Source organism: Aquimarina sediminis (assembly GCF_002895435.1).
Taxonomy (GTDB): domain Bacteria; phylum Bacteroidota; class Bacteroidia; order Flavobacteriales; family Flavobacteriaceae; genus Aquimarina; species Aquimarina sediminis.
In genome coordinates this window covers 208,140-225,295 of sequence record NZ_POYJ01000009.1, presented here as the reverse complement: position 1 = coordinate 225,295, position 17,156 = coordinate 208,140, and the positions used below count along the sequence as shown (strand labels likewise).

13 protein-coding genes are annotated in these 17,156 nt (G+C 32.1%); 2 read left to right on the top strand and 11 right to left on the bottom strand.

Annotated elements, in window-relative coordinates:
* Window positions 1-35: 35 nt before the first annotated feature.
* From C1X07_RS18375 to C1X07_RS18330, 11 genes are all read right to left on the bottom strand, one after another.
* Window positions 36-1,217, bottom strand: coding sequence for a serine hydrolase domain-containing protein (locus C1X07_RS18375; protein WP_103071501.1), 1,182 nt, complete (start codon window positions 1,215-1,217; stop codon window positions 36-38).
* Between the two features lie 540 nt (window positions 1,218-1,757).
* Window positions 1,758-2,603: a DUF4249 domain-containing protein gene (locus C1X07_RS18370; protein WP_103071500.1), complete on the bottom strand. Its 846-nt coding sequence runs from the start codon at window positions 2,601-2,603 to the stop codon at window positions 1,758-1,760.
* A 4-nt stretch (window positions 2,604-2,607) separates the two neighbouring features.
* Window positions 2,608-4,980 carry a TonB-dependent receptor gene (locus C1X07_RS18365; protein WP_103071499.1) on the bottom strand — a complete coding sequence of 791 codons (2,373 nt, stop codon included), beginning with the start codon at window positions 4,978-4,980 and terminating at the stop codon, window positions 2,608-2,610.
* A gap of 220 nt (window positions 4,981-5,200) precedes the next feature.
* Window positions 5,201-5,365, bottom strand: a complete 165-nt coding sequence (locus tag C1X07_RS25080; RefSeq protein ID WP_164914195.1) for a hypothetical protein — start codon at window positions 5,363-5,365, stop codon at window positions 5,201-5,203.
* Window positions 5,358-6,029: a hypothetical protein gene (locus tag C1X07_RS18360; RefSeq protein WP_103071498.1), complete on the bottom strand. Its 672-nt coding sequence runs from the start codon at window positions 6,027-6,029 to the stop codon at window positions 5,358-5,360. The genes C1X07_RS25080 and C1X07_RS18360 overlap by 8 nt, the downstream gene beginning before the upstream one ends.
* 118 nt (window positions 6,030-6,147) lie before the next feature.
* A complete protein-coding gene (locus tag C1X07_RS18355; RefSeq protein WP_128755320.1) occupies window positions 6,148-7,239 on the bottom strand; it encodes a hypothetical protein in 1,092 nt (363 codons plus the stop codon).
* A complete protein-coding gene (locus C1X07_RS18350) occupies window positions 7,220-7,762 on the bottom strand; it encodes a hypothetical protein (protein WP_103071496.1) in 543 nt (180 codons plus the stop codon). Before C1X07_RS18350 ends, C1X07_RS18355 begins: the two co-directional genes overlap by 20 nt.
* A gap of 2 nt (window positions 7,763-7,764) precedes the next feature.
* Entirely contained in the window at window positions 7,765-8,304 is a 540-nt protein-coding gene (locus tag C1X07_RS18345) for an RNA polymerase sigma factor (protein WP_241507283.1), read from the bottom strand.
* A gap of 191 nt (window positions 8,305-8,495) precedes the next feature.
* Window positions 8,496-10,721 carry an NADP-dependent isocitrate dehydrogenase gene (locus C1X07_RS18340; protein WP_103071495.1) on the bottom strand — a complete coding sequence of 742 codons (2,226 nt, stop codon included), beginning with the start codon at window positions 10,719-10,721 and terminating at the stop codon, window positions 8,496-8,498.
* 960 nt (window positions 10,722-11,681) lie between these two features.
* Window positions 11,682-12,032: a 50S ribosomal protein L19 gene (rplS, locus tag C1X07_RS18335; protein ID WP_103071494.1), complete on the bottom strand. Its 351-nt coding sequence runs from the start codon at window positions 12,030-12,032 to the stop codon at window positions 11,682-11,684.
* Between the two features lie 197 nt (window positions 12,033-12,229).
* Entirely contained in the window at window positions 12,230-12,766 is a 537-nt protein-coding gene (locus C1X07_RS18330) for an RNA polymerase sigma factor (protein ID WP_103071493.1), read from the bottom strand.
* A 92-nt stretch (window positions 12,767-12,858) separates the two neighbouring features.
* On the opposite strand from C1X07_RS18330, the gene C1X07_RS18325 reads away from it, so the two are divergent.
* Both C1X07_RS18325 and C1X07_RS18320 read left to right on the top strand, forming a co-directional pair.
* Window positions 12,859-14,028 (top strand): FecR family protein, encoded by a 1,170-nt coding sequence (locus C1X07_RS18325; protein ID WP_103071492.1) that lies wholly within the window; start codon window positions 12,859-12,861, stop codon window positions 14,026-14,028.
* Window positions 14,029-14,109: 81 nt separating this feature from the next.
* On the top strand, window positions 14,110-17,115 hold the full coding sequence (locus tag C1X07_RS18320) for a TonB-dependent receptor (RefSeq protein WP_103071491.1): 3,006 nt from the start codon (window positions 14,110-14,112) through the stop codon (window positions 17,113-17,115).
* The last annotated feature ends 41 nt before the right edge of the window (window positions 17,116-17,156 follow it).

Below are 17,156 nucleotides of genomic sequence, written 5' to 3'. Positions count from 1 at the left end.
ATATTTAATTGTTGGTTTTACTAAAAATCATATTTTTAATTAGGATTTTGATTAATTAACGTGTCCCATATCTCTTCTATTGAGTGATTGATTTTATTATCAAAATCACCACTAGTATTGGTCATAAAATAGTATCCTCTGTTTTTTATGGGATCAAAAAGAGAGATAGTTCTTATTCCTGGATCTCCGCCATCATGACCAATTGTTCTATTATCATAAATATCCCAAAAAATACCGCCTTCGGCTTCCTTAATTTCATTGTGTTTTGTTTGAAAGCTAAACATCTCTTTGTAGGATGCTTTAGATAATAATTTGCCATTACCATGATATCCCTTTAGCATTTCTATTAGGTACTTGCTAAAATCAGAAGTATTGGTTATTAACCCGCCATCTGCTTTTGTGATCAAAGAATATTGAGGAACTTCAAAATCTTTAGCGTAATATAAGGTAGCGTGATTTTGCATATTTACTTCGTTAAATCTCCATCCTGTTGCATCCATTCTTAGGGGGTCAAAGATGTATTTTTTAGTATATTCTTCATAAGATATACCAGTTGCACTTTCTACTACAAAAGCTGCAAGTGCCGCTCCGATATTACTATAGTTATATTTTTCTCCTGGAGGATTTTCTAAGAAATTTCCTTCAGAATACCATTTGCCCGATGAAGATAGTACATTTTCAAAAAAAATGGATTCATCTAATTTTATATTAGTTTTAATTAACTCTATAATAGGCTGGTAATCTTCTGGATAAATAGTAGGATCTACTCCGGTAGGGTTTTCAAAAACATAACTTTTATAATAGACTTCTCCGTCTGTAATCCCAGAGGTATGAGTTGCCAGATGGCGTACTGTAATAGGTTTTTGAGGATGATAAGGATGTATGATGTCAAAAGGTAAATAGGTATTGATATTTGTATCCAAATCGAGTTTGTCTTGTTCGACAGCTTTCATTACGGCCAAGGCGATGAATGTTTTGGATATTGATCCAATGTTTTGGATTGTATGTTTTGAGAATTTTTTGTTTTTTTCGATATCTGCATATCCAAAAGAATTTTGATAACGAATTTTATTATTGTCTACTATTGCTACAGAAAATCCAGCTAATTCTGATTTTTCATATAATTCTTTTAATTCGATATGAGTAGTTAGTATATCATCATCTATTTGGCACGAAAATAATAGTATAAGAATCAGTAAAGAACTTACTTTTTTCATTTGTTTATGGTTTAAAGGTTTTAAGAATGTATTTTTTATAAACGTCTCATAGTCAAAGACAATAAAAATTAATAAGGGTTGCTTATGGCATAATTTTTTATGATTTTTTTTGCAAATAGAAAATTGGTATGAATATTATATAATTTAAGAGAAGAAGTGATTTGATATGAGCTTAACGTCTAGCAATACATTCAGATCTACTACAGTAACCTCGGATACTCTACAGCAGATTTTGAACTCTTCGCAGTAACTATAAATTAACTGCAGTAACTTCAAATGTTTCACAGAAACTTCAGATCGATGACAATAACTTCGTACATGCGACAATAATTTCGGACTAGCTACAGTAACTTATAAATGGGCAACAGCTGCTATGGATGTTTCACAGTAACTTCGAGTGTTTTACAGTAAGTTCTAAATGCACCACAGGAGGTTCTAATGCATAATTTGGATAAAAAAAGAAGCCACACCTTTTATATAAAAGGCATGGCTTCAGAAGTATAGAAGAAACACGTACTCTCCTAAAAAAACATTGCTTTGTTATTGAAACGTATAACTGGTAGTATTTACCTGGGTTAATCTAAAATATCCAAAGGCATAGTTACTTGGTTTTGTGGTATTGGTACAGTTACCTTTTAGTGGGGCTGGGATAGTACTAAAGGGACCACCATCACTTTCTGCCTGATCAATTAACAAGCTGATGTAGTTGTAGTATCCTTTTGATATTCCGAACAACTTAATATCTACAATATCCCCTGGCTTAAACTCATCTTGATTTATATCTTCATCTTCATATTTTGAATATTCAAGACTCATTCGGTTTCCGTTTGTAAATTCATCAGAATCATAATACAATTCTGGTAAAAGATCTCCACGTTCTCTAAACTTGGCGAAGTAATAATTCTCTTCGTCTTCGGGGTCATCATATTTTAAATTAACTTCTAATATTTCGTCTCCATCAAACTCTTCTATAGATTGAAATACTTCTGCAATATCGGTAACGGGCATCATTGTTTCTTTGGCAATGTAGACTTCGTTATTATAGATTACTTCTAGTGTATACGATTGGTTTAATACTGGAACAAAATTAGTAGTGGTATATTCTCCATTATTTTGATCTATAAATATAAATTCTGTACCATTATTGTCATTGGTCACTTTTACTGAAGCTCCTGTTACATCATTATTGATTACTTTATCAAAGTACTTGGTTGATGTGGTTAGTTTTATGGTTTGATTATTTCCAATTGTTCCTTTTTCCCAATCTAATGAGGCCTCTATAACTAATCTAGGTGGTGCATCTGGAACATCTACATCAATAACATCTGTGCAGGATGTAAAGGATATGCCTATTATTGTTAATATGATTTTTATATATGTTTTCATTTTTTTAGAATTTAAAGTTGTAGGTTATTGATGGTACGATTCCGAAAATAGCTGTTCTTGTAGCTTCATTAGCTCCTGTTTCTGCATTTTGTCCAAATGAGATAGATGCAGCATTTTTTTGATTGTATAAGTTGTATATACCAAACACCCATTCGCCTTTCCATCTTCTGTTTGGTTTATTATTAGGTCTATAGGTTGCTGAGATATCTAACCTGTGATACGCTGGCAATCTATCAGAATTTCTTTGAGAATAACTGGCTATTGATAATCCTTCATATTCATACTGTCCATTAGGGTAGGTAACAGGTCTACCTGTCTGGAACACTAGATTAGAGCTAAATGTCCATTTGTCATTTAGTTTATATATACCTGTAAGTGAAACATCATGTGTTCTATCGTGTGGGGTATTGTACCAATCACCATCATTGATCCCTGGTCCTTCGACATTATCTCCCAGAGTTCGTTGTTCTGATTTAGATATTGTATACGCTAGCCAACCGGTAAAATCTCCTTTGTTTTTACGTAGTAATAATTCTACGCCGTAGGCTCGAGACTCACCATTAAGTATTTCGGTTTCTATGTTATTTTGCCCTATTAGATCTGATCCGTCTATGTAGTCTATTCTATTCTCGATATCTTTATAGTACGCTTCTACTTCTAATGAATAGACATCGTCGGTAAAATTTTTAAAATACCCTAGTGCGTATTGATTGGATAATTGAGGTTTTATGAATTTTCCACTGGGTGTCCAAACATCTAGTGGAGTTACCGATATTGTATTTGATAAAAGGTGTATATATTGAGCTGTTCTGGAGTATCCAGCTTTTAAGGATGAGTTTTGCGTTAATTGATATGATAATCCTAAACGTGGCTCGAAATTTCCAAAACTTTTTATAGTCTCACTTTTTTTGTAAGATGTAGTTCCTATTTCTGTTCCTTCTTCATAAATCCCCAAAGCACTGTTATACACTACAGGTTGACCATTTTGATAATTAGACATTGCTTGTCCTCCTAATCTAGAAAAAGTACTATAACGCAAACCGTATTGGGCAGTAAGTTTTTCTGTTATTTTGTGCTCAGCGTTTACATATGACCCTGTTTCAAAAGCTCTTTTTTCATCTAATTTTAGAGGATTAATTGGCGAGGTTGGGCTGGTAGGTTCTACTTGTCCTGGATCAAAATTGTAGTATACACCACTAACTCCAAAATCTAATTTGAAATTATTGCTTACATAGTATTTAAGATCATACTTAAGGTTATAATTATTAATAGAAGATACCCAATCAAACTCGGCAGATTCTATAGTTAAATCATAATCATATTTGCTGTATATAAGTGATAAATTAGAAAAGAGTTTATCATTAAAAATGTGATTCCACCTTAGGTTACCAGATAAGTTACCATAACTACTTTTGAAGTTTTTTGAGAAGTTAAAAAGGTCTCTTCCAAAATACCCTGAGAGATATAGTTTGTTTTTTTCACTTAGTTTATAGTTTGTTTTTAGGTTGAGGTCATAAAAATTAACTTTACTGTCTTTGGTGTCTTCTGATAACCCCATGAAGAGATGTGCATAAGATCCTCTACCTGCCACTAAGAAAGATCCTTTTTTGTTAAACATTGGTCCTTCTATAGCTAATCTACTGGATATTAAACCAATACCTCCTGTGAGTCCTATTTGCTTACTGTTTCCATCTTTTTGGCGAACGTCTAGGACAGATGATACTCTACCTCCAAATTTTGCAGGGATTCCTCCTTTATATAATTTGACATCTTTTATGGCATCTGCATTAAAAACAGAAAAGAATCCTAATAAGTGAGAGGTATTGTAGATTATGGCTTCATCTAATAAAACAAGATTTTGATCTACAGCGCCTCCTCTAACATTAAATCCACTGGAGCCTTCTCCAGTATTGGTTACTCCAGGTAATGTTTGTATAGATTTTACAATATCTACTTCACCGAGTACAACAGGAATTTTTTTTATGGTTTCTGATTTTAGTTTGGCAACACTCATTTCGGGCTTTTTGATATTGATTCGCCCGGTTTCTTCTGAGGTAATTATTATTTCATCTAGTTGTTCTGATGATTCGGATAGTTCAAAATTTAATTTTTTATCGCTGTTCAAAGTTATTTCTTTGGCAATATCAATATACCCCATATAAGAGATAATAAGTGTATATACTCCATCTGGAGCGGTGATAGAGTAAAAACCATATTCATTGGTTACTACTCCTATTGAGGTGTCTTTAAGAAAGACAGAGGCTCCAAATAATGTTTCTCCATTACGTACATCATTTATGGTTCCGCTAATGGTATGCTTTTCCTGAGCGGATAAGAGTGATGTAAAAAAAATAAGTGCAAAAAATGCTTTTTTCATTTTGATTATTAGTTAAAGGTTTTTTGATTTAGTGATGTAAAAGGTTTGATCTAATTGATTAAAAAAAATAAAAATTAAGCAATAAGAGTCCTATCAAAGTATTTTAAATACCTGATTATTAGTTTCTTGTGTATTGTTGTAAAATGTGGTTTATTTAAAAAATGTAAAGAAGTAGTCTTTACTTAGTGGTTGATATTAGCTTTGTTTTTAGATCATTAGTTTATCCTATAGGGGATCCCCACTGAAAATTAACAGGAAGCCATTCTTCATTGGATATCGTATCATTTTTTGTTAGCGTGTTTTTCTTGAGGTATACCTGATTGTCTTCAGAAAACACATATATAGCGTTCAATTTTTTCTTAAAGTTATGTTTTGGCTTATTCATGATTTGGTAACTTTTTTTTATAGCGATTTCTTCCCAGGTTAAATACTCCTAATTTTAGACCAAAACCGGCAGAAAAACCATTAATATTTGTAATGGTATTAGCAAATGGGAAATTTACTTTGCTCGAAAATCTATATTTTATTCCGGCTTCTATTTGAACATATCTAGAGATATTATATAGTGCATTTATACCAGGTTCTAAGACAAATATGGCGTCCCAGTGTTCATCCTGGTAGCTTTCGTATTCTTCATCTTCCCACTCGGTATTAATATATCCTGTTGCACCACCACCTATTAATACGGGAAATGAAAGGTTGACTTTTGCTTTACTAAAGAATATTGGCTCTAAATGAAAACCTGAATAAACAGCTGCTAGATCTGCAGTATTTGAAGAAAAAACTCCAGGTGTATTTTGATCAGAATACAATCCTTTTGTTACAAGTCCGATTTCAAATTGTTGATTGGCTACATAAGCGACTTTGAGTCCTATGATAAGAGCGTCTTCATCTTGGATTTCTCCATATCCGGTATGTAGTCCTACATAAACACCATGTACGATGTTTTTGCGGTCATTAAATTCTATATAATCTTTAGAATCCTGTGCTATTCCCAGATTAACACAGCTTACTAGGGTAATAAGTATTATAGTTTTTACGTGTTTCATTATACTTTATTTGTTGTTTTCATTGACAAGTTAAACTTGCGATAGTTGCATGTACTATGCTTTTATAATGTTAAATTTTTCATAATAAAGATTAGTTAAAGAAAAAAATAGTGAATTGTTACTCTTTTAAAACAATAACTCCTTTTTTACCTGTGATCTGAAAAATTCCTAAAGAATTACTAGTGCCATAAGTTGCACTGATATTTCTAATTCTTCTTCTTTTGTCGATTACATCTGTTTTTATGTTTGCAAATGATTTTGGTACTCGTAATAGTCCTTGTTCTAATGAGGCATTAAAATCAAATGATAAACCGGTAATATTTATACTTAGTTCAGATGATTCTTGGTCTATAGTAATATTGGTGTTAGCTTTTTCAATTTTGGATATCCAAACATCTGCTACTTCCATAGAAAGGTTAATGTTGTCATATACCGTACTTAGATTCATATTACTAAACATTAGTTCTCCATTGATGCTTCCTGTCTTTTCGATAGCTATCTGATCTTTACTAGAGTGTATCTCTAATGATGCTACATCTTCAATTTTTACTAGTGTTCCGCTGCTACTTATTTTAAGGTCTTTGGATTTTTCGATATCTATTTCTCCATTTTTGGAGCGTATATTTCCGTAAGTGATAGATTTAGTTTTCAGTTTTCCAAATTTCATCTCTATACTGGCATTATTAAGGCTTTTGTTTATCCACATATTTCCGTGTTGTATATTGGCTTTTAATTTACCATCCCAGTTGCTTATTATAATATCTCCAAACTTGTTTGTGATATTTATCTCGGCATTAGAAGGTAGGTAGACAGTATAGTCTATTTGGATATTGCCTTTGTCAAAATCAAAAGGATTTGCCTTATTAAAGAATTTGGTAAAGACACTATTATCCTTTTCTTCAATTATAGAGATAATGCTTATAAAATCTTCTGTATTTTTAAACTCTGGATGAATTCGTTTTAATAGCTCGAGAGCATCTTCTTTTTTCTTTTTAGTAACTTGTATTTTTACATCAATTTGTGTGTGTTTTTTCTCCCATCCATTGATAATAACATTTCCGTATTTGTTTACTAAATGTAATTCTCCTGCATTGGTTAAAGAATATGTTTTTTCAATCTTTTTTGATACTTTTTCCTGTGCCCATGAGTAATTTATGGACAGTAGCGGTATAAGTATGAATAAAAGATATTTATAAAATGTAACTTTCATTATCATTGGATTTTTTGGAATCATTAATCTGTTTCAACAAGTTCTCGATCAACTCGATTCTCTTTTTGTAGTTATTAACAATGGCTTCTAGAATAAATTCATTGTTGAGGTTTTTTGCCATTTCTAGTTTTAGAGTATTGTATTCTTCATCTAACTCATCCATAAAGGACAAGAACTCTTCTTTATCTTCGGGTTGTAGTTTAGGATTGTTTTTTACTAATTGTATTTGAAAAGATACTAGGTCTTTATAGTATGTATCAATATCTCGTAGTTCTTGATGAACAATGTTGTTTTTAGAGTTATGATTAAATGTTGCTGTAATAAAAAGATTTATAGTAGTATACGTCCCTATTAAGATTAATATACTAGCTGCTAATTTTAACAATGGAGATCTCCATAGGCGAATGGTCTTAGGATCTTTATCTAAACTAGACTCGATATTATTCCACATTTTGGATCTATCCGCTTTATGTTCATCGAATACATCTTTGTTTTCTACTATGTATTTTTCAAAATCGTCCATATTTATAATGTATTTACAATTTCAATTAGTTTTTTCTTTGCTCTATGGTATTGCGACTTAGAGGTAGAGGTGGTAATACCTAATATCTCTGCGATTTCTATATGATCGTATCCTTCAATAAGATAGAGGCTAATTATTTGCCGATATCCGTTTGGAAGAATTTTAATACCATCTTTTATTTTATTAATATCATTTGATACTACCGGATCATTTACTTCTTCACTAATGTGATATTCGTGCTGATCAAGCGGTGTGATCGGTATTTTTTTTAATTTTAGATGATTTATACTTTTGTTGATGACTATTCTTTTTAGCCAAGAGCCAAAAGTGCTTTCATATCTAAAAGATTTTATATTCTTAAAGGCTTCAATAAAACTTTCTTGTACAACATCTTCTGCATCTTCTTTTATACCTAGCATACGCATACTAATATTGTACATGGCATCTACATAGAGCTCATATAGCTGGTATTGCGAATTCCTATTGCCAGACTTGCTTTTTTCTACAAGATCTTTATGCGTATAAAGAATATTGGTTTCCAATTAGTTTTACTTGATTTTGAATTTCCTTAAATGTACTTTTCTTTTCTAGTTATTACTATTGACAATTCAAAAATAAAAGGGTTGCATGAAAAGAAAATTATATTCAAAATTTATTGAAGAAATGTGTTTTTTACTTAAAAAGCCTGTAAAATTAAATCTTACAGGCTTTTTTTATAAGGTTATAAAGCTATTTAAGCTTCAATAATGGTATTTAGTGTTTTGCTAGGGCGCATTGCCTGAGAAACCTTGTCAGCGTCTGGCCAGTAATATCCTCCCATATCAACAGAATTACCTTGTGCATCATTTAGCTCGTTAATAATGGTTGTTTCATTATCCGCAAGTTGTTTTGCCACAGTTGCATACTCGTCTTGTAATTCTTTGTCTTGAGATTGTTCTGCAAGTGCCTGTGCCCAATAAAGTGCTAAATAAAAATGACTACCTCTGTTGTCTAGTTCATTTACCTTTCTTGAAGGAGATTTTTTATTTTCCAGAAATTTGATAGTTGCCTGATCCAATGCTTCTGCTATTAAAGTAGCTTTTGCATTGTTGTTTACTTCTCCTAGATGTTCCAGAGATACAGCAAGAGCTAAAAATTCTCCCAAAGAATCCCATCTTAGGTGCCCTTCTTTATTGAATTGTTGTACGTGTTTTGGAGCAGATCCTCCTGCACCAGTTTCAAATAAACCTCCACCATTCATTAGTGGTACTATAGAAAGCATTTTTGCACTGGTACCTAATTCTAGAATTGGGAAGAGATCGGTGTTGTAATCACGCAATACATTTCCTGTTACAGAAATAGTATCTTTTCCTTCTTTTATTCTTTCTAAAGAAAAGCGAGTAGCTTCAATAGGAGACATGATTCTAATATCTAATCCTGTGGTATCATGCTCTGGTAAGTATGTATTTACTTTTTTAATCAACTCGGTATCATGTGCTCTGTTTTCATCTAACCAGAAAATGGCTGGGGTATTGGTAGCCTTTGCCCTGTTTACAGCAAGTTTTACCCAGTCTTTTATGGGAGCATCTTTAGTCTGGCACATTCTCCAGATGTCACCTTGCTCTACAGAGTGTTCTGTTAAAACATTTCCAGAAGCATCTACAACACGAACAGTTCCATTTCCTTGAATTTCAAAAGTTTTATCATGAGATCCATATTCTTCGGCTTTTTTGGCCATAAGCCCTACATTAGGAACGGTTCCCATTGTAGTTGGATCAAAAGCTCCGTGTTTTTTACAAAAGTCAATAGTTTCCTGATATATTCCGGCATAACTACTATCAGGGATTACGGCTTTGGTATCCTGTGTATTACCTTGTGCGTCCCACATTTGACCAGAGTTACGAATCATTGCAGGCATAGAAGCGTCAATGATAACGTCACTAGGAACGTGTAAATTGGTAATTCCTTGATCAGAATTTACCATAGCCAATTTTGGACCTTTTTCGTAGCAAGCTTGGATATCAGCTTTTATTTCTTCTCTTTTGGCGTCAGGGACTTTCTTAAGCTTATTGATAAGGTCTCCAAAGCCATTATTTATTTCAACTCCGATTTCTTCAAGAACAGCCGCATGTTTTTTAAACACATCTGCGAAAAACACTTCTACTGCATGTCCAAATATAATAGGGTCAGAAACCTTCATCATTGTAGCTTTCATATGTAAAGAAAACAATACATCTTTTTCTTTGGCATCTGCGATTTGCTCTTTTAAGAAAGTAATAAGAGCTTTTTTGCTCATTACCGTTGCGTCTATTACTTCACCTTCTAGTAGGGAAATTTTTTCTTTTAAAGTAGTCGAACTTCCATTTTGATCTATAAATTCGATTTTTACATCTCCTGCATTAGTGATAGTAACAGATTTTTCGTTAGAACGAAAATCACCACTAGCCATAGTAGCAACATGAGTTTTAGAATCCGAACTCCAAGCTCCCATAGAGTGAGGATTTTTTCTTGCATATTGTTTAACAGGCTTAGGGGCTCTACGATCAGAATTCCCTTCTCTTAAGACAGGGTTTACAGCACTACCTTTTATTTTGTCGTATCGTTTTTTGGTTTCTTTTTCTTCATCATTTTCAGGATCTTCTGGGTAATTAGGTAAGTCAAATCCTTGAAGTTGTAACTCTGCGATAGCAGCTTTTAATTGTGGAATAGAAGCACTGATATTAGGGAGTTTAATAATATTAGCCTCTGGCTTTTGAGCAAGTTGCCCTAATTCTGATAGTGCATCTGTTTGTTTTTGTTTATCTGTTAATTTTTCGGGAAAACTAGATAAAATTCGAGATGCAAGAGATATATCTTTTGTCTCAATATTAATATTTGCTGTTTTTGTAAATTTCTTGACAATTGGAAGAAAAGAATATGTAGCTAAAGCAGGTGCTTCATCAGTTTTGGTGTACACAATTTTTGAGTTATCAACTCCCATATTTTTGGTTTTTGGATTAGGGAGCTTAAGGTTTTTTGTAAACCAGATAAGTAGTAGGCGCCCTAATTTTGTTATACTATATTATGTAAGGAAATAATTAGTCGTTTAATTTTTCTTAGACAAACAATATTGAGTGATCTTATTGAAGATGTACAATATTAAGAATATCATAGAATTTCCGAGCGCGAATATACAAATATAGGAGCCTAAATGCAACCTGTTGATTGTTAGTTTTGAGTTAAAGGATGCTGAATTATAATTTCTTAAAAAAAGGGGTAGAAAAAATATAAGATGAAAAAAAAATAAACTTTTTTTGATGATATTCTTAAAATAAAAAGCCATATCAAGAATACGAGTATTTTGATATGGCTTCATCAGAAATAACTTTTTGCGTTAGCTGTTTTACCCGCTATTAAATAAAAACTTTCGTTGTTTATAACGTAATTGTTATTTCCAATCTAAGTAGATTTATATTTACCAAACAATAATCTGAATAAATATAATTTCTACTCATACGACTATTTCGAATAAATGTGTTTCTAAATTACCTTGGTAATTTTTCAGTTTTTTACTCAGATAGTCTAATACCATTTACAATTAAAAAGGTGTCAAAACTTAATTTTTTCTTTCAAATTTCATTTTGAAATGATTCCAAAGTAAAGCCCTTAAAGTGATTTCAAGGATGTATCTAAAAAAATAACTTTCGTCTTATATTTATTTTAATTATAAATAGAATTTAATATGTTCAAAGAACGTTTGTTTAGATCATATAGCTAGGAATCCTTGTGTCACCCTATTACTATATGTAATTCTATATAAATATAAGAAAAATTGACTAGTTGACCTTTAAATCTTATTGTATTAGTTATCAACCTGTTGTAAACAAAGGTTGTTAACTTTTGTTCATAAAAAAGACCGCCATTTGGCGGTCTTTTTTGACTTGTAAAAAGAAATCGGAAATTAGCTTCTTTTTTCTTTGATACGTGCTTTTTTACCTGTAAGTTCTCTAAAGTAGAATATACGAGCTCTACGAACTTTACCTCTTTTGTTAACTTCAATTTTTTGAAGCGCTGGTAAGTTTACAGGGAAAATACGTTCTACACCAACTGTTCCAGACATCTTTCTGATTGTAAATGTTTCAGTAGATCCAGAACCTCTTCTTTGGATTACAACTCCTCTAAAGAACTGTGTACGTGTTTTGTTTCCTTCTTTAATCTCGTAATAAACAGTAATAGTATCACCTGCAGCAAATTCAGGTAACTCTTTTCTTGTAACAAATTCGTCTTGTACGAATTTTACTAAATCTTCCATTTTTGATATAGTTTCTGAGTTTTATTAAAGCAACATTCACGATTTTCGCCAGAGGTTGGTCTAATCAGGATGCAAAAGTAATTATTATTTAATGATTTACAAGCTTTATTCAACTAAAAATTAAGAGTTATTCTTTTGCCAAAATATAAATTGAATATCTAAAGAAACTATATAGTTTTGAAAAGAGATTAAGGGAACTATAAAAAAAAGATACTTGCATTTTCTTTTAAAAAACGAAGCGCTTTAGAAATTTGAACCTCTACTGTTCTAATAGAAATATCTAGTTCTAAAGCAATATCCTTATATTTCTTTTTTTCAAATTTACTTTTTATAAAGATTTCTTTGCAACGTGGAGGAAGTTTTTTGATGAGAGCATTTACTTTTTTTAAGTTGGCTTCATACTCATTTTCTTTATCAAAGTGTATCTCAAATATGAGATCCCACTGTATTTTGTCTAAAAAATCTAATCTAACTTTTTCTTTTTTTATGTGTTGTAAGAATCGATTATAACAGGATTTGAATAAGTAACTTTTTAATGAAGTGGTAATTAAAATTGTACTTCTTTTTTCCCAGATATAAATAAAAGTCTCCTGAACGATATCCTCAGATAATGAGTAGTCATTACTTAGTTTAAAAATATAATTGCATAGCCAATTGTAGTATTTAGAAAATAAATACTGGTAGGCAATTTCATCTCCTTTTTTTAGTTTTTTAAGTAATTTTTCCTCAGACATTTACTAATGAATAGTTGTCAAATCTAATAAAAATTTAAAATTACATAAGGGTTTTTTGTAAAAATGTTATCTAAGAGTTAAAATGATGATATATGTTCAAAATGAACTTTTTGATAGATAAATACATAAAAGAAGAAATCTCTACTGAAGAAAGGAGGGAGCTAAAGAGGTGGGTTGAAGAAAGTGAAGATAACTTAAGTTACTTCAGAAAATACTTAATTGAAAATAATGCTTATGACTTAAAAGAGTTTGATTCTGAATTGGGATATCAAAGGTTTTTGAAAAGAATAGAGGAGAAAAGAAAAAGCAAAAATAAGTTTGTGGTATTTTATAAATATGCCGCTATGTTTATTGGACTTGTAGCTGTTGGATATTTAATTAGAACGGGGTTTTCGGATACTACTAATACGAAAACAACTCTTACCAATATAAGTACAGATAAATTAAATAATGAGAAAATCAGAATAAAACTTGCAGATGGTAGTATAAGAACATTTAATGATGGTGATGATGAGGTTCTAACGAATGACAAAGGTGAGATTGTAGCCTCTAAAAATGAAGAGACTATTGATTTCACTTCAGATATTATTTCTGAAACTGTAGAATTAGTCTATAATGAAATATCTATACCAAAAGGTAAAACTTTCAAGATAAAGCTATCAGACGGAACTATGGTGTGGCTAAACGCTGGTTCAAAACTACGTTTTCCGGAAAACTTTGCTAGTGCTTCGGGCGAAAGAGTTGTGTATTTGGATGGAGAAGCTTTTTTTGATGTAACTACAAATAAAAACAAACCGTTTATCGTAAATACGAATGAAGTCAATATTCAGGTTTTGGGAACTCAATTTAATGTGTCAAACTATGATACTGATAATGCTATAGAAACGACACTTGTAGAGGGTGCAGTAAAAGTATATGAAATTGATACTCCAGAACATCAACTTCAACTTACGCCAAGTTATCAGGCTTCATTTAATAAAGTGAATAGCTCTCTGGTAAAAGAAAAAGTGGATACTTCAATATATACCAGTTGGATGAAAAATAAACTAATAGTAGATGGGTTAACATTTTCTCAAATCTTGAAAAAACTGGAACGAAGCCATGATGTTGCCTTTATAAATAATGCTAAAAACTTAGATCATGAAATGTTTAAAGGAGAATTTAGAAATGATCAAAACATAGAAACTATTTTAAAAACAATATCCTTAAGTACACCTTTTATATATGAGATAAATCAAAATACTATTACAATATCAAAATAAAGAAAGGAAAGTGCAGCAACACTTTCCTTTTGGATGACCATTAAAAATTAAATTTTAACAATCACATTACATTTCAAAATTATGAAAAAAAGTAATCATTATTATGGTTTTCTGTGTGAAAACTATGATAAAAAAATGGCAAGCTTAAGAATGAAATTATCTTTGATTTTCATTTTTCTACTAATTTTGCAACTTTCTGCAAATACTGTATGCTCACAGAGTAAGATTGAGTTTACTTACAAAAAAGTTCCGCTAAAGAAGGTTCTAGACGAAATCAAATCTCAATCAGACTACGATTTTTTTTACAATGTTAAAGAAGTTAATGACTCTAAGAGGGTGTCGTTTAGGGCTAATAATGAAACCATTATTGTTGTTTTAAAAAGATTGACACTACAAGAGGGTTTGGTATATAAGATAAATGGGAAACAAATTATTTTGACCAAGAAGCCTTTATTTGATAAACTTTCTAAACCAGAAATACAAAAAAGAGAAATAAAAGGTACTGTCAAAGATAATAATGGAGCACCGCTGCCAGGAGCTAATATTTTGATTAAAGGGACAGATATAGGAACACTTACAGATTTTGACGGAAATTTTTCTATAGAAGTACCCGAAGGGAATACTATTTTGGTTGTTTCTTATTTAGGCTTTGCTACAGCAGAAATTGATATTACGGGTAAAGATACTATATCGGTAAGCTTGAAAAATGAGGCAGATCAATTAGATGACGTTGTTTTAATAGGATCCAGGTCTAATGTAGCACGAACCAATGTAGAAAGAGCAGTTCCTGTAGATGTATTGAGAACAGAAGATCTGGTATCAACTGGGCAGACAGAGTTAGCTCAACAAATTCATTTTCAGGCGCCTTCGTTTAACTCTACCAAGTACGGTATTGTTAATGTAACGTCTTATGTAGATCCTGCCACACTTAGAGGATTAGGAACAGATCAAACTTTGGTGTTGATTAATGGAAAAAGAAGACATCAATCTGCTGCATTAAATGTGAACCGTGTGGTGGGTAGGGGCTCTGTAGGAACAGACCTTAACGCCATACCATCTGCTGCAATAGAGCGTATTGAAATTTTAAGAAATGGAGCTGCTGCTCAATACGGCTCTGATGCAATAGCGGGTATTGTTAATTTGGTACTGAAAAAAAGTACAGAAAAGAACTCTCTGGCTGCCAAAAGTGGAATTTCGTCAAGAGGGGATGGTGCTGTTTATGATGTTTCTGTTAATCTCGGAAATAGGATAGCAAATAAAGAAAATAGTTATTTGAATACTACGTTTTGGTTTCATCATAATGATGAGACAGATAGAAAAGACAGATATACAGGGTTTGTTTTTGACAGAGATGATGCTGCAAATGATGAAATTCTAATTCAGCAAAATGGTTTTGACAGGGATAATGATGTTGAAACGCAGTTTGGTCAATCACGAAACACCATGGGAGCAATCTTTTTTAACGGAGCTTATCCTATTAGTGAAAATTGGGAAATTTATGGATATGGAGGATTGTCTCATAAAAAACTATTGTCATTCGGTTTTTTTAGACAGCCAGGGCGAGTAGAAAGAGCAGTTCCAGAAATTTATCCTTTTGGATATTCCCCTTTGTTTCCGGCAACTTCTACAGATGCACAAGCAACTATGGGAATTCAAAATGACCTTAGGGATGGATGGAATTTTGATTTAAGTATTACGTATGGAAAAAACTGGCTAGCTACCTATGTAGAAAATGGTGCAAATGCTAGTTATGGGATTTTTACTCCAACCGAATTTTACTTAGGTAATAATAATTTTGGTCATACTTCTGTTAATTCTAGTATTTCGAAAACATACCATGATTTGAACTCATTAAAATCTTTGACACTTTCCTTTGGTGCAGAGTATAGAAATGAAGAGTATCAAATTACTACTGGTGATAGAGTGTCCTATTCTCAAGGTCCTTTTGCAGATGTAGGAGAGTTTTCGTCAAGCGGTAAAATAGGTTTTTCTCCCAGAGAAGCTGTGGATAAGAATCGTTCTAGTTTTGGAGTGTTTGCAGATATAGAGTCTGATATTTCTGATATTTTGTTAGTAGGAGCAGCCGCCAGATTTGAAAATTATGATGGTTTTGGGTCGAATATTTCTGGAAAAGTAAATGCAAGGGTAAAATTTACAAAAAATCTATCGTTAAGAGCTTCAGTAAACAGGGGGTTTAGAGCTCCTTCTTTACACCAGTTGAATTTTAGTGCAAATGATCCCCAATTTGGAATTAATGCAAGTGGAGAGGATGATTCTATTAATATTTTGCATATTCGTAATGATGACCCTGTAGTTGCACAACTTGGTTATGGCGATCTGGATGCAGAAACTTCATTAGATTTTAATGTTGGATTAACAGCAAAGCTTGGTCGTAAGTTTTTGTTTACACTCGATGCATATCAGGTACAGGTAAATGATCGTATTATTATTTCTGAGTCATTAGATGTCAATGATGTTGGGCTCCCTGAGTTGTTTACTGAAGAAAATATAGCTGAAATACAGTTTTTTACCAATGCTGTAGATACCAAAACCGCAGGGGTAGATTTTGTAGGAACATATACCGAGAAGTTTGGAGCTGATAATGATAAAACGCTTAATACCACACTTTCTGCAACTTTTAATCAAACAGAATTTGATAGTGAAATTAGAACTTCGACACAACTACAACAATTAGGAGTGACAGAAGTAGTAGGAGATAGGATGCAGGGGTTGGTAGAAGTGGCGCAGCCAAAGAGTAAAATCATTTTATCTCTTGATTACAAGTCTAAAAGATTTTTTACCAATCTAAGATTTACAAGGTTTGGAGAAGTGTCTGATGTAGATTCTAGAGATGATAATGGCGATTTTCAGGTTAAAGATCCTAAAATTGTAACTGATTTGTCTTTGGGTTTTAATTTTTCTGAAAAAATAAGCTGGAATGCTTCGGTAAACAATATTTTTGATGCCTTTCCAGATAGGAACGAGTTTGGGGGTACGTTTAATGGTCTTTCTCCTTATGGTCGATCTACAAGCCAGTTTGGGGTTATGGGTACATTTTTTAGTACAGGTTTTAATCTAAACTTTTAATACAACTGTAATTTAAAGAACTAATATTCTGACTCATGTAA

Excerpts from the sequence above, each read along its gene's own strand:
- C1X07_RS18365 (WP_103071499.1), bottom strand. The coding sequence starts at position 4,980 with ATGAAAAAAGCATTTTTTGCACTTATTTTTTTTACATCACTCTTATCC.
- C1X07_RS25080 (WP_164914195.1), bottom strand. The coding sequence starts at position 5,365 with ATGAATAAGCCAAAACATAACTTTAAGAAAAAATTGAACGCTATATAT.
- C1X07_RS18360 (WP_103071498.1), bottom strand. The coding sequence starts at position 6,029 with ATGAAACACGTAAAAACTATAATACTTATTACCCTAGTAAGCTGTGTT.
- C1X07_RS18330 (WP_103071493.1), bottom strand. The coding sequence starts at position 12,766 with ATGTCTGAGGAAAAATTACTTAAAAAACTAAAAAAAGGAGATGAAATT.
- C1X07_RS18375 (WP_103071501.1), bottom strand. The coding sequence starts at position 1,217 with ATGAAAAAAGTAAGTTCTTTACTGATTCTTATACTATTATTTTCGTGC.
- C1X07_RS18325 (WP_103071492.1), top strand. The coding sequence starts at position 12,859 with ATGTTCAAAATGAACTTTTTGATAGATAAATACATAAAAGAAGAAATC.
- C1X07_RS18320 (WP_103071491.1), top strand. The coding sequence starts at position 14,110 with ATGAAAAAAAGTAATCATTATTATGGTTTTCTGTGTGAAAACTATGAT.
- rplS (WP_103071494.1), bottom strand. The coding sequence starts at position 12,032 with ATGGAAGATTTAGTAAAATTCGTACAAGACGAATTTGTTACAAGAAAA.
- C1X07_RS18340 (WP_103071495.1), bottom strand. The coding sequence starts at position 10,721 with ATGGGAGTTGATAACTCAAAAATTGTGTACACCAAAACTGATGAAGCA.
- C1X07_RS18370 (WP_103071500.1), bottom strand. The coding sequence starts at position 2,603 with ATGAAAACATATATAAAAATCATATTAACAATAATAGGCATATCCTTT.
- C1X07_RS18350 (WP_103071496.1), bottom strand. The coding sequence starts at position 7,762 with ATGGACGATTTTGAAAAATACATAGTAGAAAACAAAGATGTATTCGAT.
- C1X07_RS18355 (WP_128755320.1), bottom strand. The coding sequence starts at position 7,239 with ATGAAAGTTACATTTTATAAATATCTTTTATTCATACTTATACCGCTA.